Raw genomic sequence first — 23844 nt, 5'->3', positions numbered from 1 at the left:
GAGCGGGCATACCCCCCAACTTTACCCATCGCATTTGGCGGCCTTTGGAAGGCCGCCGGGAAAAGCCCAGGCCCCTGCTTTCAGGCGTGCCGCTCCAAAACCTGCCGGATGACCGCGGCGTCCACATTTCCTCCGGTCAAGATCAGAACCACTTTTTTCCCCCGGAGATCCTCCCTCTCCTTCCATGCGGCGGCCAGTGCCGAGGCGGCGGCCCCTTCCGCCCACAAATTGGCCCGGGACATCAGAAGATACATCGCATGAAGGATCTGCTCCTCCGAGACGGTGACCATCCGGGGAATGCGCCTTCGGGCCATTTCGAAGTTTAATCTCCCCACTTCCTTCGTGACCAATTTGTCGGCGACACTGCGCGGATTTTCGAGCCGGACGCGCTTTCCCGCCCGGAGGCTTTCCGTCATCGCGGGCGCCCCTTCGGGTTCCACGCCCCAGACTTCCGTTTGCGGGCGGAAAGCCTCGGCAGTGATCATCACGCCGTTGATCAACCCGCCCCCGCCCACCGGACAGAGGATGACATCGGGATCGGGGAGCTGCTGGAAAATCTCCAACCCGACGGTTCCCTGCCCCGCCACGATCGCCGGGTGGTCATAGGAGTGAATAAAGGTCAAGCCGCGTTCCTCGGCGATCTTCATCGCGATCCCGCAGGCATCGTCGTACACCTCCCCGGCCACGATCACTTCCGCCCCGTACAGGCGGCAACTCTCCGCGATATGCTTCGGGGCGCGCGTCGTCACCACGATGACGGCCGGAACCTTCATCACGGAAGCGGCATAGGCAACCCCCAGCGCGTGGCTGCCCCCCGAGGCGGCGATCACCCCCCTTTCCCGCTCCTCCTGTTCCAGTTCCGCGATGAAGTGGCAAGCCCCGCGAATTTTGAAGGCCCGCGTTTCCCGCATCATTTCCATTTTCAGATAAACCTCAGCCCCCAGCTGGGCGCTGAGCCCTCGGTGGTATTCCAGCGGTGTTTCCCGAACCCAGGGAGAAATGTTTTTCCGCGCTTTCAGGATGTCTTTCAGTTCAGGGATTGGAAACAACGATATCGCTCCCTTCGCAGTTTGAGCCGCTCTGGGACGTCGCGGGCCCTTGATTTCACATCTTCATTTTATCTATGGATCACGCATGGGGAAACGTTTTCCCTCTGCCGATCGGCGGAACTTTCGATCAATCCCTTGCCCGGAAATCTCTCCAATTCCCCGGCGAAGGAAAGAAAGCCCCTGATCCGGAGATCCCCGCCCATCCGCACAAAAAAGCCCTCCTTGGAAGGAGGGTGAACCGTCAAGGAGCATATCCGAGAAACCCCCGCGGCAATCCCTCGGCCATGGCCGGCCAAAAGCGCGGGGGGAGATTTTCACGAGTTGCTTTGGGTCTTTTTGATCTGCTCGTTGACCATCCGGTTCAAGGCGTGGTTGATGCCCACGGCCCGTTCCACTTCCATCACAAAGGCGATTCCCCGTCCGGGTTTGTTGAGTTCCGCCTCTTCCATGATCTTTTCCAGGACGGCCTCGGTTTTTTTCCGGTCGATCAGAGTGAGCACGATGTTCTTTTCCGGTTCGATCGGGATGTTGAACAGTTTGGCGTGTTCATGGATGCCGGTCCCCCTGCCGGAAATGATCGTGCCTCCCTCGGCTCCCGCCTTCTTGCTGGCATCCACCACGACATCCTCGTAGCCTTTGTTCACGATGGTGACGATCAAATCGTACTGGATCGGCGTGTTTTCCACTTCCTTCACCTCCCGGGTCTCGCGGTCGGAGGGGACGGAACCGGCCGGGCTTGTGATCCCCCCGATTTTCTTCGTATCCAGGACAAAACCGATCCCGGTTCCCGGCTTATTCAGTTTGCCGGCCTTCACCAGGGCGTTCAATATGGTCTCCACCTGCTCGGCGGGAACCAGGGTGAGAACCACTTCCTTCTCCGGATTCCAGTGAATACCCAAAAAGGTTCGCTCGTGAATCCCGGTCCCCCGTCCGTATATCACCGTAGCCCCTCTCGCGCCGGCCTTCTTGGCCTCCTGAACCGCGGCGCGGGCCATTCCCTTTTTCAAAATGGTGACGATCAATTTATGCGGACTGAGCTGTTTGCTCATCTTTCGCTTTCTCCTTTCTGCCGTACAGGAGCCCCAGGGTGAGCACGGTGAGAACCGGTGTGAGAGCCACCAGAGCGATCATCCCGAAACCGTCCATCAGCGGATCCCGTCCTTCCATCCCCGAGGCGAACCCGATGGCGATGGACAGGATGAAGGTGACGGTCATCGGACCGGTGGCCGCCCCGCCGGCGTCAAAGGCGATGGAAACAAAGTCTTTTTTGGAACGAAAAGCGATGATAAAGGCGATCGCATATCCCGGAACAATCAGATACCACAGGGAAATGTCCCACAGGATGCGCACCATGGCGAGCGCCACGGAAATCGCCACCCCGATCGACAGGGTGTACAGCAGCACCTTGGCCGGGATATAGCCCCCCGAAACCTTCTCCACTTCGTGGTTCAAAACCCGCACGGCCGGTTCGGCGAAAATGGCCAAAAATCCAAGGACAAAACCGATGGGAATCACGATCCAGCGGACCGATTTCGACACGAGAATTTCGCCCATCGCTTCCCCGGCGGGCATAAAACCGATGTGGACCCCCTGCAGAAACAGGGCCAGTCCCAGGAAGGTCAAGACCATCCCGACAAAAATATCCTTCAGTTTTTTCCCGGGCAGCTTGAGAAAGAAGAAATGGAAAAACAAAAAGAACAGCAGCATCGGAAAGAGGGCCATCGCCACTTCCCAGAGGACTTCACCGAATCCTTCCCACACGCGGATATTCATCCGTACAGCACCCCCATCAGCATCACCGCCAGAATCGGCCCGATGGAAGCGAGGGCGACCAGGCCGAATCCGTCACCGGAAGAGCTTTTCCCCCGCATGACGGAAGCGACGCCCACGCCGAGGGAGACGATGAAGGGGACGGTGATCGGTCCGGTGGTCACTCCGCCGGAATCGAAGGAAACCGGGGCGAACTCACCCGGTGTAAACAGGGCGAGCAGAAAGACCAGGGCATAACTGATGAACAGAAGGAGCGTGATGGAAATATTGAAGATGATCCGCAGCATCGCCAGCGCCACGAACAGCCCCACGCCGAGGGCGACGGAATAGATCAGGATGTTCTTCGGGACCGCTCCATTCGACACCTGATCCACCTGAAGGGCCAGCACCCGGACATCCGGCTCGGCGACGGTGACCACAAAGCCGAAGATGAAGCCGAAGAGCACCAACATCCACAGCTTCTTGGTCTTCGGCAGGGTCGAACCGATCATTTCCCCCACCGGCAGGAGCCCCACCTCGACGCCGATCAGGAAAAGGATGAGACCGGTGGTTACCATCACTGCGCCGATCAGAAACTGGATGAACACCTCCATGGGGAGCCAGATGATGGTGAACTGCAGCAAAATCACAACCAGGGTGATGGGCAGGACCGCAGAGAGCACCTCCAAAATCTTTTCCTTGACCTGTTCCATGGTGTTCTCCTTTCCTGTTATATTCCACCGCAGCGCCTGAGAAAGGGGAACAAAAACAACCTGCTCAAGGGGAAAAGGGGTAGGTCTGAGGGGGGATTTTACCCAAAAAAACACTTATTGCATTGTATCACAAATATAGTATTCACGCAAGGAAAGGGATTCATCCGCGAAGGCGGAAAGCGCCTTCCGGGGAGCCGATGGGGAAAAAGAAAAAGCCCCTCAAGGGGACAGAATCGCCACATGCACCTTCCGCTTGAGTGATGCCACCTGCTCCGCGTTCACCTGTCCCGCCTGGAGATGCAGGGCGTTGGACGCGGCCGACGCGGCGGCCAGAGCCAGGGCCGACTCGATCCCTTCCCCCCGGTCGAGACCGGCCGCCAACCCCGCGGCGAAGGCATCTCCGGATCCGACGGGGTTGACCGCCTCGATCTTTGGGGGAATCACCCGGTAAACGCGTCCCTCCATCGAAGCGATGGCCCCTCGTTCTCCCAGCGTGACACAGGCGAGGGGGATGCCCCCTCGGTTCCATTCCCGGAGCACTCCGATCCGCTCCGAATCGCTCATCTCTTCCCTTTGAAACAGGGAGGCCATCTCCGCCCCGTTGGGTTTCACCGTGAAGGGACGGGCTTCCAGAGCCCGGGCCAGGGGAGCGCCCCCGGTATCGACGATGGCTTTGGCACGCCGGGATTGAACAAGGGAAATCAATTCATAGTAGGCGTCCGCCGCCAATCCGGGGGGAAGGCTGCCCGAAAGGACGACCACCCGGCTTTTTTCCGCCATCTCCGCCACCGTCTCCTTCAACGCCTCCCACTTCTTAGGCGGCACCGCGGGCCCCGGCTCCAAAAATTCCGTTTGCGTCCGGCGGACCTCCTCCAAAATGTTGAGACAGGTGCGGGTTTCGCCGGGAATGCGCACCATGCGGTGGGGAATGTCCCACCGGTCAAGCCCCCGGAGGAGGGCGTCACCCGCCCCTCCCCCGATGAAGCCCGTCACCCGGATGTCGAGGCCGAGCCGTTTCAGCACCTTGGCCACGTTGATTCCCTTGCCACCGGGACAGGCCTCCACCCTTTCCACCCGGTGGATGCGTCCAGGCTGAAGGGAGAACACCCGGTAGGTTTTGTCGACGGCCGGATTGAGACAGACTGCGGTAATCACGGCACAACCCCGCTCACGATCTCGATTTTTCTTTTGGCGATCTGTTTCACCGCTTCCCTCGCCGGGAGCAAAATCCGGCGGGGATCGGTCTCCTCGGGATGATTCGACAGATAATTCCGCAATTGGCGGACAAAGGCCCGTTTCAGTTCCGTGGAAAAGTTGACCTTGCTGACGCCGCGGGCGATGGCCCGGCGGATCATCTCCCCGGGAACGCCGGAGGCGCCGTGCATCACAAGGGGAAGGCCGACGCGGCGGGAGATGGCTTCCAGGCGGGAGAAATCCAGCCGGATTTCTCCCTTGTATACCCCGTGGACGGTTCCGAAGGCCGGGGCCAGGAAATCGATGCCCGTCCTTCGCACGAACTCTTCCGCCGCCTCGGGATCGGTAAGTTCCTCCTCTCCCGCCCCGCCCTCCTCCGCCCCGCCGATCGTTCCCAATTCCGCCTCCACCGGCACCCCGGCGGCGTGGGCCGCCTCCGTCACCTTGGCCACGAAGGCGGCATTCTCCAGAAAAGGCAGCCGCGAGGCATCCACCATGACGGACGTATAACCGGCCCGGAGGCAGCGGACCACCGTTTCAAAGGTGTCTCCGTGGTCCAGGTGCAGGGCCACGGGCACCTTGGCCCCTTCGGCCGCCGCCCGGGCCATGGCCACAATCGATTCCAGGCCCGCATACCGGAGGGTGGCGGGGGTGGTCTGCAGGATCACCGGCGCCCCCGCCTCCTCCGCCGCCTCCACCACCGCCCGCATCATCTCCATATTGTGTGCGGCGAAGGCGGCGACGGCGTAACGGTTCCGATACGCGTCCGCAAGCAGTTCTTTCGGCGACGTCAGCGGCACCGGTTCATCCCTCTTCTTCCTCCAGCACCACCACTTGGTTCAGGTGGCGGGGCCTGTCGGGATTGAGCCCCAGGCTCATGGCGCGGAAGTAGGCGAGGAAATGGAGAAACGGCAGATAGAGGAGCGCCCGGGACGGATCCGACAATCCGGACTCAAGATTCCACAGGATGTCGGCCTCTTCGCCGGCCGCTTCGTCGATCAGCACCACCTCGGCCTTCAGGCGGCGAAGGTCCTCGATCAGCGAACGGAGATAGGGACGGAGGAGGCGATGGCTCAGCAGAATGACCCGGCATCGCTCGTTGAGCACGGAAATGGGACCGTGCCGAAACTCCAAGGGGTTGAAGGCTTCCGTCTGCACCTGGGTCATCTCTTTCAGCTTGAGCATCCCTTCCAGGGCGAGGCCGAAGAAGCTCCCCTGGCCGAGGAAAATGTAGTGGTCGAAGCGCCGATCCTCGCCGACGATCCGTCCCAGTTCCTCCGCTTTGGCCATGCGCTCCCGCCCCAGCTCCGGCAGACGTTTCAGTTCATCCAGATAGGCGGCGTCGCCGGAAAGGTGCCCCGCCATCAGCTGCAGGGCGAGCAGCATGTTGGAAAAGGAACCGGTCATGACGACGCTTTTTTCCTGAACGTGCGGCAGAATGAGGGCTTCCCCCTCCCGGCCCAGCAGGCTGTCGGGACGGGTGGTGATGCCGAGGGTGCGGACCGAGGGCTGCTTTCGGGCCACCTCCATGGCGCGCACCAGCTCGGTGGTGTCCCCCGAACGGGAGGAACCGACCACCAGGGTCCTGCGGCCTCCGGCAAAGACGGCGTCCGGATTCATCAAAATGTCCGAAGCGGGAACGGCCTTGGCGGAAATGCCGAGCTTCTCCTGAAACAGATAGGCGGCCGCAACGGAAAGAAAATAGGAGGAACCGCAACCGGTGAAGAGGATCTCCTCCGGCTTGAATTCCTCGAACGGACGAAGCAGTTCCCCTTTCCCGGCCGACACGATTTGTTCGGTTTCCCTCCAGGTCTCGGGTTGCCGGGCGATTTCCCGGTAAGTGTGGTTGTTGTTCATCCGAATTCACCCGCTGTTTTTTCATGTTCCTTCCAACCCAAATATACCATTGTTGGGTTGTTGGGTCAACTTGATGCTCGGAAGCCTCAAAGCAGCTCCGTGTAAAACCGGCAGCGATCCCCCCGCACGATGGAGCGGCAAAATTCCACGGGGCGCCCCTGGGAGTCGTAGGCGATCCTGTCCAGCAGAAGGGCGGGATACCCTTCGGGAACCCGGAGGTATCTGCTCTCGTAATCCCGGATCAGCACCGGTTCGAAGATCTCCTTCGCCCGGGTCACCAGGATGCCGTGTTTCTGCTCCAGATAGTCGTAGAGGGAGCGGTTCTCCAGATCCGCCCGTTCGATCCGGGGAACGCGGTTTTGGGGAAGGTGGGAGGTCTCCAGCATGATCGGCTCGTCGCCGGCGCAGCGCAGCCGCTTTAAAACCCACACCTCCTGCGAACCGGTCAGCTGCAGATGCCGGGCGATGCTGGGCTTGGCGATCCGCCTCTCCAGAACGAGGATCACATCCTTCGGCTCCAGCCCGTTGGCCCTGAGCACGTTGCTGAAGCTGTAAAATCCGGTCAGGGAATGGGAAATTTTCGGCGAGGAAACAAAAGTCCCCCTCCCCTGCTCCCGGCGGAGCAGCCCCTCCTGGACCAGCTCTTCCAGCGCCTTGATCACCGTATTCCGGCTGACATCGTACTGCTTTCGGAGCTCGTTTTCCGAAGGAATCCGGTCCCCCGGCTTCCACACGCCCGATTCGATGTTTTCCTTCAAAATCTCTTTCAGCTGATGGTAGAGGGGAATCACGCTGTGGGGATTCAGGGACTTGCCCACGAAACCACCTCCCGCGTCTGCTGATCCTAGTATAACACGTCGCGGCCCGGCAGCCGAGGGGTGCACAACGTACAAGGCCGGGGCAGGAAAGGGGCCCGTTCCGGCGAATCTCTGATTGTGCCGAGATTCCCTTTTGACGAAAAGGAGGCTTCCGATGTACGAAACGATCCGTCTGAAACAAGAAGATGCCGTTGCGACCATCGTGTTCAACCGGCCCCAAACCCTCAACGCCTTCAATCTGACCATGCACGAAGAGGTGTACGACGCCCTCAACCGGGCGGCCGACGACGATGCCGTCCGCTGCATCGTGCTGAAGGGAAGCGGAAAGGGGTTCAGCGCCGGCGCCGATCTCGGCGCCATCGATCTGTCGGAGGAGGAGCCGGATCTCGGAAAATTCCTGCGCAAAACCTACAACCGCCTGCTGATGCGGATGGTGGAGGTGGACAAGCCCATCGTCGCCTCCCTTCACGGCCCCGTCTACGGCGCCGGGCTGGGGGTGGCCCTCGCCTGCGACTTCCGGATCGCCGCCGCCGGCTCCACCTACTGCATGGCGTTTATCAAGATCGGCCTGGTCCCGGATGCGGGAACCTCCTTTTTCCTGCCCCGGCTCATGGGACTGGGACGGGCCCTGGAGATGGCCATGCTGGGAGAGACCCTCTCCGCGGAGGAAGCTTTCCGGGCCGGATTGGTCAACCGGGTGGTGCCGGACGAGGCCCTGGAAAAGGAAACGATGAAACTGGCCGGTCGCCTGGCCCAGGCGCCCACCAAGGCCCTGGCGCTCACCAAGCGATTGATGGCGGGCAGCTTTGAAAAAGACCTGGCCACCGCCCTCGAAGCGGAAGCCCGGGGACAATCGGAGGCGGGCAAAACCCGGGATTTCCTGGAAGGGGTCTCGGCTTTCTTCCAGAAGCGCCCGCCCCGCTTTACCGGGAAGTGAAGGAGGAAAGTCGGGCCGTCGGAGCTTTCTCCACGGATCAGCCCGTGGGACTCGGGTCCCACGGGCTTTTCTACACCACCCGGAAAACCGGCGTCTCCGGGACGAAATGGACGGGAAGGCCGGGAAAGGCCCTTTCCAGGATTTCGGCCAGATATTTCATCCCCGGCTCTTCGCTTTCCGCATGGCCCAAGGCGACGTATGCCCGCCCTTTTCCCTGAAAAACGGCATCCTTCACATACTGCGGCGTCTCCCATTCGGGGCCCTCGCCGGCGATCACCACATCGACTCCTTCCTCCTCAAAGAGCGGGATTGCCGTCCGGCCGCCTCCCCGGTACCCGACCAGGATCCCGACGCGGCGGCACTCCGCGGAAAGATCCCCGGCCACGCGCAGACAGGGAAGGTTCAACCGTTCTTTCACGTGCTCGGCCAGATGTTTCAGCGTCATCCCGGGAAGGGACAGAATCCCGGCCTCAGGCAGCTCCTTCTCCAGATAAGTCTCCCACTCCAGCGCCCGGATGAGTCCCCTTGTGATGAGATCGGGACGGCGATGCACCACATCGTGGCAGCGGTAGACGGCGAGGCCGGCCTCTTCGATCAGCCTTTCCTTTTCCCGGCGGACGGAATCCGCCTCCTTCCCGGCTTGCACGTACCGATGGCTGTAAAAGATCCCCTCGTGGCTGATCACCAGGTCGGCATGCAGGTCGATGGCCCGCCTCAGCACCCGATGGGTGGCCGAAAAGGCGGTGACGACCCCTTGGACGGGCGCATCGGGTTCTCCGAACAGGAGCCCGTCCACCCCATCCTCCATGCCCTGACCGAAAACCGTCAGCCGGTCGATCACGTCTTGAACGGTGACGCGCATCCTCTCCCCCCTCCAAGGGCGGAAAACCGCCGGACAGGTCCTTCGTCATCCCTTCAGACCGTGGGTGGCGATCCCCTCCACCAGGTAGCGCTGGAAGAACAGAAAGACGATGAACACGGGAACGACCGACAGAATCGACATGGCAAACAGATCTCCCCACTGGGTGCTGCCCGTGCTGTCGATAAACATGCTCAGGCCGAGGGAAACCGTGTGAAGCTCGGGGTCCGACAAATAGATGAGCTGTCCGAAAAAGTCGTTCCATGTCCAATAGAAGGCGAAAATGGACATGGTGATGATCGCGGGACGGGCGAGGGGGAAAATGATCAAACGAAACAGCTGAAACTTGCTGCACCCGTCGATGTAAGCCGCTTCGTCCAGTTCCTTGGGAATGCCCCGGACAAACTGAACCATCAGGTAGATGAAGAAGGGCACCGTTCCGAGAAAGCTGGGCAGCGTGAGCGGAAGAAAGGTGTTGACCCACCCGATCTTATGAAACATGATGTACTGCGGAATCATGACGACCTGCGCCGGCAGCATCATGGTCGACAGCATGAATCCGATCAGAAACCGCCGCGGCGTGAACCGAAGGCGCGCAAAGGCAAAGCCCGTCAAGGAGGAACTGAAAATCGTCCCGACGACGACCACGGTAGAAATGATCAGCGAGTTTAACATCAGACGGCCGAAGTTCATGTTCATGAAACCCGAAACATAGTGATCCAACGTCCAGGTCTCGGGCCATAAATTGGAAGTGGAAAAAATTTGTTCATCCGGTTTGAAGGAGGAAAAAAACATCCACAGGATGGGATAGACCATCACAAAGGTCACCAGCATGAGAACCGCGTGGCGCAGGGCGGTTTTTGCGGCCGATCGGCGACTCACCTGTGTCCACCACCTCACACGTCATAATTGACCCACCACCGGGAGCTCAAAAAGATGACCGCCGAACAAAGCCCGATGATGACGAGCAGAATGATCGACAAGGCCGCGGCGTATCCCATGTTGTAATAGGTGAAGGCCTGCTGGTACAAGTAGTACACATACATCAGCGTGGACTTCATGGGCCCTCCGCCCGTGATGATATACACCTGGGTGAAGATCATGAACGAGGAAATCGTCCCCATCAACAGGTTGAAAAATGTGATCGGGGACAGCATCGGCAACGTGATTTTGAAGAATCGCTGGATCGCCGACGCGCCGTCGATGATCGCCGCCTCGTACAGATATCCCGGAATCTGTTTCAGGCCGGCCAGGAAAATCACCATTTCCGATCCGAACTGCCAGACGCTGAGCAGGATCAAAACCGCGATGGCGGTCGAGGGATTGCCCACCCAGTTGGGCCCTTCGATTCCGAACAGGGCGAGAAAGGAATTGATCGGCCCGTCTTCGGCGAACAGATTCCTCCAGCCGATGGCGGCGCCCACGCTGGTGCCGATCAGGGAGGGCAGGTAAATAAAGGAGCGGTACCAGCCGATGCCGCGCACTTCTTTGTACAGCAGGAGGGCGATGAGCAGGGAAACGACCAGGCGGGCGGGAACGGAAAAAATCACGTAAGTGAAGGTGGCGCGGAGGGAAGCCCAAAAATTGGGGTCGCGAAAGATCTGCCGGAAATTGTCAAACCCCACCCATTCGGGCGAACTGATGAGATCGTAGTCGGTAAAGGCGAGATAAAAGGTAAAAAGCATGGCCCCGAGGGTGAGGCACATCACCCCGGTGAGCCAGGGAATGAGAAAGGCATAGGCGGTCAAATTCCTTTGAAGCGGAGTTTCCATCCGGGATCGCCGCTGAAATTTGATTCTTTGCAGCACCGTCTGAATTTCGGATGCCACGCGAAAAAGACCTCCTTTGACGCGATGCCGCCGGGCGCGGCATCGCGCCGGCGATCATCCCTGGGACAAGGCTTTGTTTCCCTGTTTGATAAACTCTTCCGCCGCTTGGCTCGGCGTGATTTCTTTGAACGTCACCTGTTGCGAAAGATTCTTCAGGATGTCGGCGATCTCGCTCGATCCCGGAGGCGCCAGCTTTTCGGGGGATGCCACGGCCTTCACCTTTTCCATGAATTCGATCTGCTTTTTGATCGTTTCGTCCTCGGCGGATTCGGAGACAATTTTCATGTTTTCGTCATTGGCGGGAATCCCGCGGTCGGTCTTGAAGATCTTGGCCACTTCCGGATCATTTTCCAGGAAATTGATCAGCTTGGCGGCCGCTTCGGGATGTTTGGTCTTGGAAGACATGGACCAGAACATGGCTCCGTGAAGCGGATACGGCTTGTTGTCATTCCCCCATTCCGGCAGAAGCGCCCGTCCGATGGGTTTTCCCAGACTTTGTTCGTAGTTGGGATCCGTTCCGAGGAACAGCCAGTTGATGGCGGTTTTCTCTTTGATGAACGGACTGGCGGAAGGATCGTTGTGGTTGTAGGAAGCGTTTTCCTCTGCCGTCGGAACGCCGCCCTTTTCCTGCAAGTCCAGCCAATACTGAAACCACTCTGTAAGCGTTTTCTTGGACAACCCGATTTTGTTCCCTTCGTACAGTTCCTCGCCCTTCGTCCTCGCAAAATAACTCAGCAACCCCGTCTGCTCCATCTCGTTAGCCATGCCGTACACGCCCGTCTTTTCATAAATCTTGACGCACATCTCCGCCAGATCTTCCCAGGTGTAGTTTTCCTCCGGGAAGGACACCCCGGCCTTCTTGAAAATTTCGGTATTGTAGATGAACATCTGGGAGTTGACGGAGGTCGTCAGACCGTACAATTTCCCATCCACCTTGCCGAGTTCCAGGGTCTCCTTTGACAGGCCGGACGTATCCACATCGGTTGTCGACAAATCCATCAACTGTCCTTTTTCGACATAGGTCCTCAATTGCGATCCGTCCATCTGCATCACATCGGGAGCGCCGCCCCCCGCGGTCTGGGTGGCCAGCTTCTGCCAGTAGCTGTCCCAGGAGCTGTACTCCATGACCACATCGATGTCGGGATGCTTCTCCTCAAAAAGCTTGATGGCCTCCTGCGTCATCTTGGTCCTCGTCGGATTGGTCCACCAGGAGAACCGAATCGTCACTTTTTCGCCTTCGCGATCCGCCGTGCTGCCGCCGCACCCCGAAAGGAGCAGCATGATCGACAGACAAACCGCAACCACCGAAGCGAAAGGCCCTTTGAGTCGATTCATCACGTTCCTCCCCCAAAAAGGTTTTGCACCATCACCCTTCAGACCACGCCCACCGAAGATGGTTGATCCGTTGCACGAACGAAGTTTCCCCGCTTAGGTGTGGCCCGCCTCCGTCACCCCCCTTTTTCTCATTTTTCTTTAAAACGAAAGTATTCCGGGTATTGCGCCGTCAAAAGATCGACTTCCATCACGGCCAAGCGGAGATGTTTAATCATCGCCTCTTCGGCCTGATCCTTCCGTTTTTCGTTGATCAGCCGAAAAATTTCCCGGTGCTGGGCGACGATCACGTCCCATTCCAGCGAGGAGTGCAGGCGCAAGTGCCTCATCCGGTTGAAATGGGTGTTCATCTGCTGCAGCATGTTCCAGGTTCGGATTTTGCCGCATCCGAAAAACAAGAGCCGGTGGAATTCGTCGTCCAGCCTGTACAGGCGCGAGTAATCCCGTTTCTCGTTGCAGAGTTCCTGCATTTTCAAATTGGTTTCCAACTGAAACAGATGTTCATCCGAAAAACTGTCGCAGGCCACCCGGACGATGGCCCGTTCGATGTTTTCTCTTACAAACCGGCCCTCCTCCACCAGATCGAGGTCGATGAGGGAAACGAAGGTCCCCTTTTGGGGGTAGATCTCAAGCAGATCCTCCTGGGACAATTTCAGAAAGGACTCCCTCACGGGCGTCCGGCTCATTTTCAGCTGGTCGGAAATCTCGGACTCGGAAATTTTGACTCCCGGCTTCAGTTCCAGCCGGAGGATTTTGTCCCTCAACGTCTGATAGATGAATTCCCTCGCGGAACCCTTTTTCAAGTTTTCCTTTTGCAGCTTCGTCACTGAATCACCGTCCAAAGTCCGTCTCACCGTAAGCACCCATCTGACATGGTAATCATGCTAGTATATTTGTTTGGACAAATTTTAACACCCCTTTCAGTGAAAGTCAACATTTATTTTAGAAAATATGCAATAATCTTTCATATAAAAGGATAATGAAAGTTGAACTGGCGCTCCGGCTCAACATCTGAAACCACAACCCGGCAGGAGGTCGGCCGGAAAAACCGAAAAGAAAGCGCCCGGCTCCTGGAACAAGTCCGGCGGATCGGGCGGGAAGTTGCGTCAAACCTTCAAGCATTTGTCACAACGATATTGGACCGCCGCTTGGCAGATTGGCCGCCGCTTTTGGGCATGATCCGACCGATCTGTGGCGACTTAAGGAAAATTCCGGACGGCGGCTCGATTTCAAGTCAAACACGCAGCCTCCCCTTGATGACTGTTTCCACTACAATGCCTGATGGAACCGCTTATTCCGGCTGAAAGAGCGATTGATCTTGGACCAATTGCCCTCCACCCTAGAGAAAAACATAGAAGCTAACTTTAAGCTGTTTAACATTCGTCCTTATCGGTTGCTTAAGTGATTAAACAAGCTCAGACAATCTCAAGTGGTCTGGAAACGTTGAGGTCGGCGGGGAAGGGGGATATTATCATTTCCACAGGGGGAAGTCAACATAGGAACAGGTGATGGTAGGTGCAAGGGGGCAAAATCCATAGGGGAAACAATGAGTCGATAGCCATTAATCCCGTTTTCAGAAAGGTTGTTGTACGTCTTTTCATCCAAGAAACCCCAAATAGCGAACTTGAGTAACAAAAAACCACTCCCCATCATTTTTGATGGAAAGTGGATTGCCAAAGTGAAACCGTGTCTTAAGCCGAACACTATATTGCGACTGTTCATTTTCCTTATTGGTGCTGACGGAGGGATTCGAACCCCCGACCCCTTCATTACGAGTGAAGTGCTCTACCAGCTGAGCTACGTCAGCATGACGAAGATCGGTGCTTGGTGGAGGCGAGCGGAGTCGAACCGCTGTCCGGAGACCTCGCCACGCCGGTTTCTCCGAGCGCAGTCACTGTATTAAGTCTCGCCGCATGGACTGCCCAGTGACAGGCCTTCCATCCGGCCAGCCGCCTGAATTTCGCCTTCCGACCGGCGGCGACTTCGGTCGGCTAGCCCGCTAGCTTTGAGACCCGGCAACACCGCACGGGCGACGGTGAAGCGGATCCTGGCTGGAATTAAGCAGCCAGAGCGTAGTTTTCTTGTTTGCCAGTTACATTTGGCAACCTGCGTTTTTGACGAAGGTCGCAGCCCCTCGGCTCGCTGCCGACGCTCGATCGATCCCCGTCGAATCCCATGAACGCCCCCAAGATTCCGGAATCGACGGACACTGGATATTATATCACCGCAAGAAGAGAATGTAAAGGGGATATGACAAGCAATTTTTGCCCAAACGGGCAAACGCTAACGGAACCGGCGCTCCTTCAGCTGGCGCTCGATCTCCCGCTGTGCGTCCCTCTTGGCGATGTCCGCCCGCTTGTCGTACTGCTTTTTCCCTTTGGCCAAGGCGAGCTGAACCTTGGCAAAGCCGTTGCGAAGGTGGACATCCAGCGGGATCAGGGTGTATCCCTTCTGCCGGGTCAGGCCGATCAACTTGCGGATCTCCTCCTTGTGGAGAAGCAGCTTTCGCGTCCGCGTCGGATCGGGGTTGAAACGGTTCCCCTGTTCGTAGGGGCTGATGTGCATGTTCAGGAGATACACTTCCCCGTCCTCGATCCGGGCGAAGCTGTCCCGCAGGTTGACCCGCCCCTGGCGAATCGACTTGATTTCCGTCCCGGTGAGCACGATGCCGGCCTCGTAGGTTTCTTCGATGTGATAATCATGAAGCGCCTTCTTGTTTCGGGCGATCACCTTCACTCCGCTTTTGGCCACCGCGCTCACCCCTCTCCCGGAAAGTCGCATCACTTACTATAGCAACGGCGCGGATGTTTGTCAACAAGGCGGCGGCCGCCCCGGAAGGACGGTCAAGCCCGTTTCTTTTTCCTGCCTTTTTTCCCCTTCCGCTTGCCCTCCTCCCGCTCCTTCAGGCGGCCGCGCTTTTTGCCCTTTCGGCCCCGCTTCCCTTTTCTTTCCGGTTCCTCCTCCGCTTCTTCCTTGGCGACCAGTTCGAAATCCACCTTGTGCTCGTCGATGTTGACACCGATCACCCGAACCTTCACCCGGTCCCCGATCCGGTACACCTTGCCGGTCCGCTCCCCGTACAGGCTGTAGGTATCCTCGTCGTAGCGGTAATAATCGTCGTTCATGTAGCTGACATGAACCAAGCCTTCGACGGTGTTCTCCAATTCGACGAAAATCCCGAAGGCGGTGACGCCGCTGATCAGCCCCTCGAACTCTTCGCCGATCCGGTCCATCATGAATTCGGCCTTCTTCAGGTCATCGGTCTCCCGTTCCGCCTCGATGGCGATCCGCTCCCGCTTGGAAGCCTGATCGGCCGTTTCCGGCAGCTGCGCGTTCAGCTGGTCGATCCGCTGCGGGGAGAAGAGTTTTTCCGTAAACACTTCCCGGATGATGCGGTGGATCACCAGATCGGGATACCGGCGGATCGGAGACGTGAAGTGGGTGTAATACCGGGCAGCCAGCCCGAAGTGACCCAGGCACTCGGCCGCGTAGCGGGCCTGCTTCATCGAGCGGAGCATCACCGTGCTGATCAGGGTTTCCTCCGGCTTGCCCTCGATCTCTTCCAGGAGCTGTTGCAGGGCACGGGGCCGGATCTTGTCCGCCTGCCCCCGGATCGAATAGCCGAAGTGCGTGATGAATTCGAAGAAGGACTGCAGCTTCTCCGTATCCGGTTTTTCGTGGATCCGGTAGAGGAAGGGGATCTCCGCGCGGGCGAAATGGGAGGCGACCGTCTCGTTGGCCGCCAGCATGAACTCTTCGATCAACGATTCGGCGATGGTCCGCGGCCGGCGAACGATCTCCACCGGTTTTCCCCGCTCGTCCACCTTGATCTTCGCTTCGCTGAAGTTGAAATCGATGGCTCCCCGCTTCATCCGCCGCCGGCGGAGGATCCTGGCAAGCTCGGCCATCAGCCGGAAATCCCCGACGAGGGGCTCGTAACGCTCGATCAGCTCGGGATCCTCGTCCACCAGAATGCGTTTCACGGCGTCGTAGGTCATCCGTTCCCGGGTGCGGATCACGCTGGGATAGATGTCGTAATCCACCACGTCCCCCTGTTTGTTCAGCTCCATGTCGCAGGTGATGGTGAGCCGGTCCACCCGGGGATTGAGGCTGCAGATGCCGTTGGAGAGGCGCGGGGGGAGCATCGGAATGACCCGGTCCACCAAATAGACGCTGCAGCCGCGCCGGTAGGCTTCCCGGTCCAGGGCGCTCCCTTCCTTCACATAGTAGCTCACGTCGGCGATGTGCACCCCGAGGCGGAAATGGCCGTTGGGCAGCCGTTCCACGGAAACGGCATCGTCCAGATCCTTGGCATCTTCCCCGTCGATGGTGACCAGTGTCCGGTTCCGCAGGTCGCGGCGCCCCTCGAGTTCCTTCGGATCGATGGTTTCGGGGATCTGTTCCGCCTCCCGCAGCACCTCTTCGGGGAACTCCTCCGGCAGCTGATATTTGCGGATGATGGACAGGATGTCCACCCCCGGGTCATCCTTGTGCCCCAGGATCTCCGTCACCACTCCCTCGGCGCTGTGCCGCGCGCCGGGATAGTGGTGAAGCCGGACCACCACCTTTTGCCCTTCCTTCGCGCCGTTCCGCCCTTCCGGGGGGATGAAGATATCCGCGGGAAGCCTTCGGTCATCGGGGATGACAAAGCCGAAGTGGCGGGAAGGAGACGTGAAGGTTCCGACCACAAAAGTGCGTCCCCGCTTGAGAATGCGGACAACCTCCCCCTCCGGCCGGAGGCCTTCCCGCTTCCCACCGTGCAGGCGGGCGAGGACCAGGTCCCCGTCCATCGCCCCGTTCAGATCGTTGGGATGGACAAAGACATCCGGCTTTCCGGGGGTGTCGGGTACGACAAAGCCGAACCCCTTGGGGTGCCCCTGCAGCGTGCCCCGCACCAGGTTGAGCCGTTCGGGCACCCCGTACCGCTTCGACCGGGTGCACACGATCTTCCCTTCGGCCTCCATTTCCGCGAGCAGGCGCTGAAATGGCTCCCGCTCGTCCTCCCCGATCCCGAAGGTTTCCATCAGCTCCTGAAGGGTCATCGGTTTGTACGCCTGTTTTTGCATGAACCGCAGAATTTCCTGTTCCTGGGTCACCCTACTTCTCCTCTCTGCTTTTCTCTCGCGTCACGCGCCGAATGAAGGTTTCCACGTCGGCGAACAGCCGGTCCCGTTCCCGGTCCAGGGTGATGATGTGGGAAGAGTTGGCGTAGGAACGAAATTCCTTGTCCTCTGAACCGAGGTGCTTCAGGATGTACCGGGCGCTGGAGGGTTCGACGGTTTCATCCCGTTCCGACTGAATCACCAGCGCCGGGACGGTGATTTCCGGCAAGCGGCGGCGCACATGCCGGATCAGGCGGAGAAGATGGCCGACGGAGGCGAGGGGCAACCGGTCGTAGGAAACCAGGTGCTCCTCGATATGCGCTTCCTTCCGTTCGCGCCGCGGCAGATAGGGCCTGAAGAAGCGCACCAGGGGAGCGAAAACGGCCCGCCGATCCTTCAGCCAAATGGGGGCGCACATGGAGATCACTCCGTCGAGGGGCCGATGCCGGGCGAGATCCAGCACCAACAGTCCGCCCATCGACAGCCCCGCGGCGAACAAGCGGCGCACGCCCGCCTCCCGGCGCAGCCGGTCGTGGGCCTGAAGCACGCTTTCCCGCCAGTCCTTCCAGGTGGTCCGGGCCAATTCCTCCGGACAGGTTCCGTGACCCCGGAGGAGGGGGGCATGGACGGACAGCCCCTGCTTTCGGAAAAAGTCTCCCATCGGCCTCAGCTCCGCCGGGGTGCCGGTAAAACCGTGCACCAGCAGCAGCCCGACCTCTCCGCCCGGATAAAAAAAAGGTTCCGGCGAACGACGAACGATTTTCATGAGCCGCCTCCCATATTTGCATTATTATTTTTCCCGGGATTGGCCATGTTCCATCCGGAAAGCGGTCGGCCGTCGGAACGCAACGGCCGCCTCCGGTGCCTGAGCGGGCGATCTGGACAATTTTACCACATCCCGGTCCGTCCCTTCAAAAGGCAAGGGCCGTGACGGGCAAATCAAAAGGGCCCGGAAAAAAAGAGGGGGATGCCGTCAAATGCCCCGCCCCGGCAAACGGCACGCCCCCGTCCTTTCATGGCCGGAAAGTTTGGAACGTCCCCCTTCTCCCCGGCCGGCCCGCTTACGGCCTGAAAGAAAAAACAGCAAGGAAAGCCCTCGCTGCACAGATCCCTCTTCACTTGACGAAGTAACCGACCAACAGCGTCAAGAGGATAAACAGGGTTGCCAACACCACCGTGATCCGGTGGAGCAGGGCGTCGATCCCCCGCGCCTTGGCCTTCCCCATCAGATGTTCGGCACCGCCGGCGATGGCCCCGGACAGTCCGGCGCTTTTTCCCGACTGCAACAAGACGACGACAATCAAACCGATGCTGACGATCGCCAGCAAAATTTTTGCCGCCAGTTCCACGGTTTATCCACCTCCGCCCACACTTCCACTTAAGTAAATGTAGCACAAGGGCCGGAAGGTTTGCAACCGCGAAAAAAAGGGGATGCATCCGCGGGCGCCATCCCGCGGCATCGCATCCCCTCCCGGCGCGAGGCCCGTCAACCCTTCAGATTGTAAAAGGCCGCAGCTCCCGGATACCGGGCGCTGGCGCCCAGCTCTTCCTCGATCCGGAGGAGCTGGTTGTACTTGGCGACCCGATCGGTCCTGGAAGGAGCGCCGGTCTTGATCTGACCCGCACCGGTGGCCACCGCGATGTCTGCGATGGTCGTGTCCTCCGTCTCGCCGGAGCGATGGGAGATGACCGCCGTGTATCCGGCCCGTTTGGCCATCTCCACGGCATCGAAAGTTTCGGTCAGGGTGCCGATCTGGTTCACCTTGATCAGGATGGAATTGCCCACGCCGGCCTCGATTCCCCGGGACAGCCGCTCGGTGTTGGTGACGAACAGGTCGTCCCCCACCAGCTGAACCTTTCCGCCCAGGGCATCCGTCAGCTTCTTCCATCCTTCCCAATCGTCCTCGGCCAATCCGTCCTCGATGGAGACGATCGGGTACTTCTCCACCAGCTCCCGGTAATAGGCGATCATCTCATCGGCCGTTTTGGTCACGCCCTCGCCCGCCAGATGATAGGCTCCGTCCCGGTACAACTCGGTGGAGGCCACGTCGATGGCCAGCCGGACGTCTTCCCCGGGCCGGTATCCGGCGCGCTCGATGGCGGACACGATCGTCTGGAGGGCTTCTTCGTTGGAGGAGAGGTTGGGCGCAAAGCCCCCTTCATCCCCCACCGAGGTGGCCAGTCCCTTCTCCTTCAGGACCGATTTCAGGCTGTGGAACACCTCCACGCCCATCCGCAACCCTTCGGCGAAGGACTTCGCCCCCACGGGCATGATCATGAATTCCTGGATGTCCACATTGTTGTCGGCATGCTTCCCGCCGTTCAGGATGTTCATCATCGGCACGGGCAGCACCTTGGCGTTGAAGCCCCCCAGGTAGGCGTACAAGGGCATTCCGAGGGCCTCGGCGGCGGCGCGGGCGACGGCCATGGATACTCCCAGGATGGCGTTGGCGCCCAGTTTCCCCTTGTTCGGCGTGCCGTCCAGGTCGATCAGCAGACGGTCGATCGCCACCTGCTCCAGGGCGTCCATTCCCTCCAGCTTGGGAGCGATCACGTCGTTCACGTTTTGAACCGCCTTCAGCACCCCTTTGCCCAGGTAGCGCTCCTTGTCCCCGTCCCGCAGCTCCACCGCCTCATGGGCGCCCGTCGAGGCGCCGGACGGGACGATCGCCCGGCCCCGGGCCCCCGATTCCAGGTACACTTCCACCTCCACGGTGGGATTTCCGCGGGAATCCAGCACTTCCCGGGCGAGCACGTGGGTAATCGTCGTCATGGATTTGGATCCTCCCTCCATAAGGTTGTCCGCGTCGATCTGCCGCAAGTTTTGATACCCCGGACTCAGAGGGCGATGGAACGCCCCGTCATCTCCTTCGGCTGGGGCAAGCCGAGCAGGTGCAGGATCGTCGGAGCGATATCCGCCAAAATGCCGCCTTCCCGCAGCTTCACACCTTCGTCCGTGACGATGAAGGGCACCGGGAAGGTGGTGTGGGCCGTGTGCGGCCGGTTCTCTTCATCCAGAACCATGTCGGCGTTTCCGTGGTCGGCGGTGATGACGGCAACGCCTCCCTTGGCGAGCACCGCCTCCACCACCCGGCCCAGGCATTCATCGACGGCTTCCACCGCCCGGATCGTCGGCTCCAGCTTGCCGGAGTGGCCCACCATGTCCGGATTGGCGAAATTGAGGACAATCACGTCGTGTTTCTCCGCCTCGATCTCCTTCAGGAGCGCGTCGGTCACCTCGTAGGCGCTCATTTCCGGCTTCAGGTCATAGGTGGCCACCTTGGGCGAGTTGATCAGAATCCGGTCCTCTCCCGGAAAAGGTTCTTCCCGGCCTCCGCTGAAGAAAAAGGTGACATGGGGGTATTTCTCCGTCTCGGCGATGCGCAGCTGGCGCAGGCCGTGTTGGGACAGGACCTCGCCGAGGGTGTTGTCCAGATCCGTCGGGCGGTAGGCCACATACCCCTTCACCGTCTCGCTGAAATGGGTGAGGCAGACATAATACAGGTTTTTCGGCCGTTTGGGTCCCCGGTCAAAGCCGCGAAAATCCTCGTTGGTGAAAGCGAGGGAAATCTGAATCGCCCGGTCGGGGCGGAAGTTGTAGAAGATCACGGCGTCGTTGTCCTCGATCAGCCCCACCGGCCGGTCCCTCTCATCGACGATCACCGTGGGCACCACAAACTCGTCATAGACGCTCTTTTCATAGGATTCCTTGACTGCCTGGACGGGATCCCGGTATTTGGGACCTTCTCCGTAGACCATCGCCCGGTAAGCCTTTTCCGTCCGGTCCCAGCGGCGATCCCGATCCATGGCGTAATACCGCCCCTGAACCGTGGCAAGCCGCCCGGTCCCCAACTCCTCCATCTTGGCGAGCAGCTGCCGGATGTAATGAATGCCGCTGTCGGGCGCCACATCCCGCCCGTCCAAAAAGGCATGGACCAGCACATCGGAGACCTGCTGCCTAGCCGCCAGTTCCAGGAGGGCGAACAGGTGGTCGATATGGCTGTGAACCCCGCCGTCCGACAGAAGGCCGTAAAGGTGCAGCTTGCTTCCGTGCTCCTTCACGTGGCGGATGGCTCCGAGGAAGGTTTCGTTTTCAAAAAAGCTCCCATCCCGGATCGCCTTCGTCACCCGGGTCAGATCCTGGTAGACGATCCGGCCGGCGCCGATATTGAGGTGGCCCACTTCGGAGTTGCCCATCTGTCCCTCCGGCAGGCCGACGGCCTCGCCGCTGGCCCGAAGAAGGGTGTGGGGATAGCGGGACCAGTAGCGGTCAAAGTTGGGCTTTTTCGCCTGGGCGACGGCGTTCCCGTGGGTCTCATCCCGGAGGGCAAAGCCGTCCAGAATGATCAAAGCCACCGGTTTTTTGCGCCCGCTCATCCGTTCTCCCTCCCTGCCGCGGCAGCGACCAGCTGCCGGAACGACTCCGGATCCAGACTGGCTCCCCCCACCAGGGCTCCGTCGATGTCGGCTTCGGCCAGGAACGCCCCGATATTGCCCGGCTTCACGCTCCCGCCGTACAGAATGCGCACCTCACCTGCCACCTGCTGATCGTACAGGTCGGCGACCGTCCGGCGAATGAATCCGATCACCTCGCCGGCATCCTCCGCCGTGGACGCCCGCCCGGTCCCGATGGCCCAAACCGGTTCGTAGGCGACGATCAATCCCTTCACTTCCTCCGATGCCAGTCCGTCCAGGGCCCGCACGACCTGCTCCCGGACCACGTGTTTCGTTTTTCCGCTTTCCCGCTCCTCGAGCGACTCGCCGACGCAGAGGATGGGCACCAGACCGTGTTTGAGGGCGGTCTTCCCTTTCCGGTTGACCGACTCGTCCGTCTCGGCAAAATACGTCCGCCGCTCGGAATGGCCGATAATGACGTAGCGGACGCCGATGTCGGTCAGCATCCGGGCGCTCACCTCGCCGGTGTACGCCCCCTCTTCGGCCCAGTGCAGGTTCTGCGCCCCGATGCCGATGCCGCTTCCCTCCGCCGCCTCGACCAGCGCGGGAAGGGAGGGGTAAGGGGCGCAGATCACCGTTTCCACATTGCCGGGCAAGGGCTCGGAGCGGAGGGTGCTCAAAAAGGACAGCGCCTCTTTGACAGTCTTGTGCATTTTCCAGTTTCCTGCGATGACGGGAATGCGCATCGGCGGTCCCCCTTTCTGTGAATTAATCCCGGTCGTCCAGCGCCGCCACGCCCGGCAGCTCTTTCCCCTCCATCAACTCCAGGGAAGCCCCGCCGCCGGTGGATATGTGATCGATGCGATCCGCCAGCCCCGACTTCTCAACGGCCGCCGCGGAATCGCCGCCTCCGACGATGGTTTTGGCCTCCGTCTCCGCCAGGGCCCGGGCGACGGCGTTGGTTCCCTCGTCGAAGGGCTCCCGCTCGAAGACGCCCATCGGCCCGTTCCACACGATGAGCTTGGACAGGCGGATCACCTCGGCAAACCGCTCCCGGGTCCTCGGCCCGATATCGAGCGCCATCCGGTCGGAAGGAATCGCCTCCACCGCCACCGCGGCGATGTCTTCGGGCTCTTCCAGCCGGTCCGCCACCACCACGTCGACCGGCAACAGCAGGCGGACTCCCTTTTCCCCGGCCTGTTCGATCAGCCGGCGGGCCAGATCCACTTTGTCTTCCTCCAGGAGGGATTTGCCCACTTCATGCCCCTGGGCCTTGATGAAGGTGTTGGACAAGCCCCCGCCGATCAGCAGATTGTCCACCTTGTTCAGCAGGTTTTCGATGACGCCGATTTTGTCCTTCACCTTGGCTCCGCCGATGATCGCCGTGAAGGGTCTCTCCGGCGACTCCAGGGCCTCGCCCAGCACTTCGAGCTCCCGCTGCAGCAAAAAGCCGGCCACGGCGGGCAGGTGCCGGGCGATTCCCTCCGTGGAGGCATGGGCCCGGTGCGCCGCCCCGAAGGCGTCGTTGACGTACAGATCGGCCAGATCGGCGAAGGCCTTGGCCAGATCGGGATCGTTTTTCTCCTCACCGGGATGGAAGCGGACGTTCTCCAGGAGCAGGATCTGCCCCTCCTCCAATCGGGCCACCCGTTCCGTCACCGAGGGGCCGATCACTTCGTCCGCCTTGTCCACCGGTTTTCCCAGCAGTTCCGACAGACGCCCGGCCACGGGAGTGAGCCGCAGCTCCTCCTTCACCTGCCCCTTCGGCCGGCCCAGATGGCTGGCGAGGATCACCTTGGCTCCCCTCTCCGTCAGGTGACGGATTGTGGGAAGGGCGGCGCGGATCCTCGTGTCGTCGGCCACGCGTCCCCCTTCCAGGGGAACGTTGAAGTCCACCCGGCAAAACACGCGTTTTCCCCGGACGTCCACATCGGCGATCGATTTCTTTTTCACGAAATCCATCTCCCTCCGCACATGAGAAGGAGGAGAAGACCTCTCCTCCGTTTCTTC

The 23844-nt window shown here is 60.0% G+C and carries 22 protein-coding genes, 1 tRNA gene and 1 other RNA gene; 1 reads left to right on the top strand and 23 read right to left on the bottom strand.

Going from position 1 to position 23844, the window contains the following annotated elements:
- Positions 1-80 precede the first annotated feature (80 nt).
- The 8 genes from BM063_RS07580 to BM063_RS07545 form a co-directional block, all read right to left on the bottom strand.
- On the bottom strand, positions 81-1049 hold the full coding sequence (locus tag BM063_RS07580; RefSeq protein ID WP_177199045.1) for a threonine ammonia-lyase: 969 nt from the start codon (positions 1047-1049) through the stop codon (positions 81-83).
- A 314-nt stretch (positions 1050-1363) separates the two neighbouring features.
- Positions 1364-2098, bottom strand: a complete 735-nt coding sequence (locus BM063_RS07575; protein ID WP_092037511.1) for a P-II family nitrogen regulator — start codon at positions 2096-2098, stop codon at positions 1364-1366.
- Positions 2073-2822: a DUF1538 domain-containing protein gene (locus BM063_RS07570; RefSeq protein ID WP_092037509.1), complete on the bottom strand. Its 750-nt coding sequence runs from the start codon at positions 2820-2822 to the stop codon at positions 2073-2075. Before BM063_RS07570 ends, BM063_RS07575 begins: the two co-directional genes overlap by 26 nt.
- Entirely contained in the window at positions 2819-3511 is a 693-nt protein-coding gene (locus tag BM063_RS07565) for a DUF1538 domain-containing protein (RefSeq protein ID WP_092037507.1), read from the bottom strand. The genes BM063_RS07570 and BM063_RS07565 overlap by 4 nt, the downstream gene beginning before the upstream one ends.
- Positions 3512-3730: 219 nt before the next feature.
- Positions 3731-4666 carry a 1-phosphofructokinase family hexose kinase gene (locus BM063_RS07560; RefSeq protein WP_177199044.1) on the bottom strand — a complete coding sequence of 312 codons (936 nt, stop codon included), beginning with the start codon at positions 4664-4666 and terminating at the stop codon, positions 3731-3733.
- Positions 4663-5505: a class II fructose-bisphosphate aldolase gene (locus tag BM063_RS07555; protein ID WP_092037503.1), complete on the bottom strand. Its 843-nt coding sequence runs from the start codon at positions 5503-5505 to the stop codon at positions 4663-4665. Before BM063_RS07555 ends, BM063_RS07560 begins: the two co-directional genes overlap by 4 nt.
- Before the next feature lie 4 nt (positions 5506-5509).
- Complete coding sequence (locus BM063_RS07550) at positions 5510-6562, bottom strand: SIS domain-containing protein (RefSeq protein WP_092037502.1); 1053 nt, start codon at positions 6560-6562, stop codon at positions 5510-5512.
- 86 nt (positions 6563-6648) lie between these two features.
- Positions 6649-7380 carry a GntR family transcriptional regulator gene (locus tag BM063_RS07545; RefSeq protein ID WP_245752159.1) on the bottom strand — a complete coding sequence of 244 codons (732 nt, stop codon included), beginning with the start codon at positions 7378-7380 and terminating at the stop codon, positions 6649-6651.
- 154 nt (positions 7381-7534) lie between these two features.
- On the opposite strand from BM063_RS07545, the gene BM063_RS07540 reads away from it, so the two are divergent.
- Positions 7535-8317, top strand: a complete 783-nt coding sequence (locus BM063_RS07540; RefSeq protein WP_092037498.1) for an enoyl-CoA hydratase/isomerase family protein — start codon at positions 7535-7537, stop codon at positions 8315-8317.
- Between the two features lie 70 nt (positions 8318-8387).
- On the opposite strand, the gene BM063_RS07535 is transcribed toward BM063_RS07540, so the two are convergent.
- The 15 genes from BM063_RS07535 to BM063_RS07465 all read right to left on the bottom strand — a co-directional run bounded on the left by BM063_RS07535 (position 8388) and on the right by BM063_RS07465 (position 23787).
- Complete coding sequence (locus BM063_RS07535; RefSeq protein ID WP_092037496.1) at positions 8388-9179, bottom strand: Nif3-like dinuclear metal center hexameric protein; 792 nt, start codon at positions 9177-9179, stop codon at positions 8388-8390.
- Positions 9180-9224: 45 nt separating this feature from the next.
- Positions 9225-10058: a carbohydrate ABC transporter permease gene (locus BM063_RS07530; protein WP_245752157.1), complete on the bottom strand. Its 834-nt coding sequence runs from the start codon at positions 10056-10058 to the stop codon at positions 9225-9227.
- Positions 10059-10072: 14 nt separating this feature from the next.
- On the bottom strand, positions 10073-11005 hold the full coding sequence (locus BM063_RS07525; RefSeq protein WP_245752155.1) for a carbohydrate ABC transporter permease: 933 nt from the start codon (positions 11003-11005) through the stop codon (positions 10073-10075).
- Between the two features lie 54 nt (positions 11006-11059).
- A complete protein-coding gene (locus tag BM063_RS07520) occupies positions 11060-12340 on the bottom strand; it encodes an ABC transporter substrate-binding protein (RefSeq protein WP_092037494.1) in 1281 nt (426 codons plus the stop codon).
- Positions 12341-12468: 128 nt separating this feature from the next.
- The gene (locus BM063_RS07515) at positions 12469-13155 is read right to left on the bottom strand and encodes a GntR family transcriptional regulator (protein ID WP_425439135.1); all 687 of its coding nucleotides are present in this window, start codon (positions 13153-13155) and stop codon (positions 12469-12471) included.
- A gap of 913 nt (positions 13156-14068) precedes the next feature.
- Positions 14069-14144: transfer RNA gene (locus BM063_RS07510), tRNA-Thr, on the bottom strand.
- An 18-nt stretch (positions 14145-14162) separates the two neighbouring features.
- Positions 14163-14524, bottom strand: a transfer-messenger RNA (tmRNA) gene (gene ssrA / locus BM063_RS07505).
- A gap of 96 nt (positions 14525-14620) precedes the next feature.
- Positions 14621-15088, bottom strand: coding sequence for an SsrA-binding protein SmpB (gene smpB / locus BM063_RS07500; protein ID WP_245752153.1), 468 nt, complete (start codon positions 15086-15088; stop codon positions 14621-14623).
- Positions 15089-15180: 92 nt separating this feature from the next.
- A complete protein-coding gene (gene rnr, locus BM063_RS07495; protein ID WP_177199042.1) occupies positions 15181-17433 on the bottom strand; it encodes a ribonuclease R in 2253 nt (750 codons plus the stop codon).
- A 1-nt stretch (position 17434) separates the two neighbouring features.
- Complete coding sequence (locus tag BM063_RS07490; RefSeq protein ID WP_092037490.1) at positions 17435-18205, bottom strand: alpha/beta hydrolase; 771 nt, start codon at positions 18203-18205, stop codon at positions 17435-17437.
- A gap of 349 nt (positions 18206-18554) precedes the next feature.
- Complete coding sequence (gene secG / locus BM063_RS07485) at positions 18555-18788, bottom strand: preprotein translocase subunit SecG (RefSeq protein WP_092037488.1); 234 nt, start codon at positions 18786-18788, stop codon at positions 18555-18557.
- Positions 18789-18925: 137 nt separating this feature from the next.
- Positions 18926-20212: a phosphopyruvate hydratase gene (gene eno, locus BM063_RS07480; protein ID WP_092037486.1), complete on the bottom strand. Its 1287-nt coding sequence runs from the start codon at positions 20210-20212 to the stop codon at positions 18926-18928.
- Positions 20213-20277: 65 nt separating this feature from the next.
- On the bottom strand, positions 20278-21816 hold the full coding sequence (gene gpmI / locus BM063_RS07475; protein WP_092037484.1) for a 2,3-bisphosphoglycerate-independent phosphoglycerate mutase: 1539 nt from the start codon (positions 21814-21816) through the stop codon (positions 20278-20280).
- Positions 21813-22580: a triose-phosphate isomerase gene (gene tpiA / locus BM063_RS07470; RefSeq protein WP_092037482.1), complete on the bottom strand. Its 768-nt coding sequence runs from the start codon at positions 22578-22580 to the stop codon at positions 21813-21815. The genes gpmI and tpiA overlap by 4 nt, the downstream gene beginning before the upstream one ends.
- Positions 22581-22602: 22 nt before the next feature.
- Positions 22603-23787, bottom strand: a complete 1185-nt coding sequence (locus tag BM063_RS07465) for a phosphoglycerate kinase (RefSeq protein WP_092037611.1) — start codon at positions 23785-23787, stop codon at positions 22603-22605.
- Positions 23788-23844 lie beyond the last annotated feature (57 nt).

It is taken from the genome of Planifilum fulgidum (assembly GCF_900113175.1).
In the GTDB taxonomy this organism is placed as follows: domain Bacteria; phylum Bacillota; class Bacilli; order Thermoactinomycetales; family DSM-44946; genus Planifilum; species Planifilum fulgidum.
Note: the sequence above shows the minus strand (reverse complement) of the source record. Positions and strands in the feature narration are given on the sequence as shown.

Bases quoted from the DNA above. Each gene is read 5' to 3' on its own strand.
- BM063_RS07575 (WP_092037511.1), bottom strand. From the start codon at position 2,098: ATGAGCAAACAGCTCAGTCCGCATAAATTGATCGTCACCATTTTGAAA.
- BM063_RS07570 (WP_092037509.1), bottom strand. From the start codon at position 2,822: ATGAATATCCGCGTGTGGGAAGGATTCGGTGAAGTCCTCTGGGAAGTG.
- BM063_RS07565 (WP_092037507.1), bottom strand. From the start codon at position 3,511: ATGGAACAGGTCAAGGAAAAGATTTTGGAGGTGCTCTCTGCGGTCCTG.
- BM063_RS07550 (WP_092037502.1), bottom strand. From the start codon at position 6,562: ATGAACAACAACCACACTTACCGGGAAATCGCCCGGCAACCCGAGACC.
- BM063_RS07540 (WP_092037498.1), top strand. From the start codon at position 7,535: ATGTACGAAACGATCCGTCTGAAACAAGAAGATGCCGTTGCGACCATC.
- BM063_RS07535 (WP_092037496.1), bottom strand. From the start codon at position 9,179: ATGCGCGTCACCGTTCAAGACGTGATCGACCGGCTGACGGTTTTCGGT.
- BM063_RS07520 (WP_092037494.1), bottom strand. From the start codon at position 12,340: ATGAATCGACTCAAAGGGCCTTTCGCTTCGGTGGTTGCGGTTTGTCTG.
- BM063_RS07490 (WP_092037490.1), bottom strand. From the start codon at position 18,205: ATGAAAATCGTTCGTCGTTCGCCGGAACCTTTTTTTTATCCGGGCGGA.
- eno (WP_092037486.1), bottom strand. From the start codon at position 20,212: ATGACGACGATTACCCACGTGCTCGCCCGGGAAGTGCTGGATTCCCGC.
- gpmI (WP_092037484.1), bottom strand. From the start codon at position 21,816: ATGAGCGGGCGCAAAAAACCGGTGGCTTTGATCATTCTGGACGGCTTT.
- tpiA (WP_092037482.1), bottom strand. From the start codon at position 22,580: ATGCGCATTCCCGTCATCGCAGGAAACTGGAAAATGCACAAGACTGTC.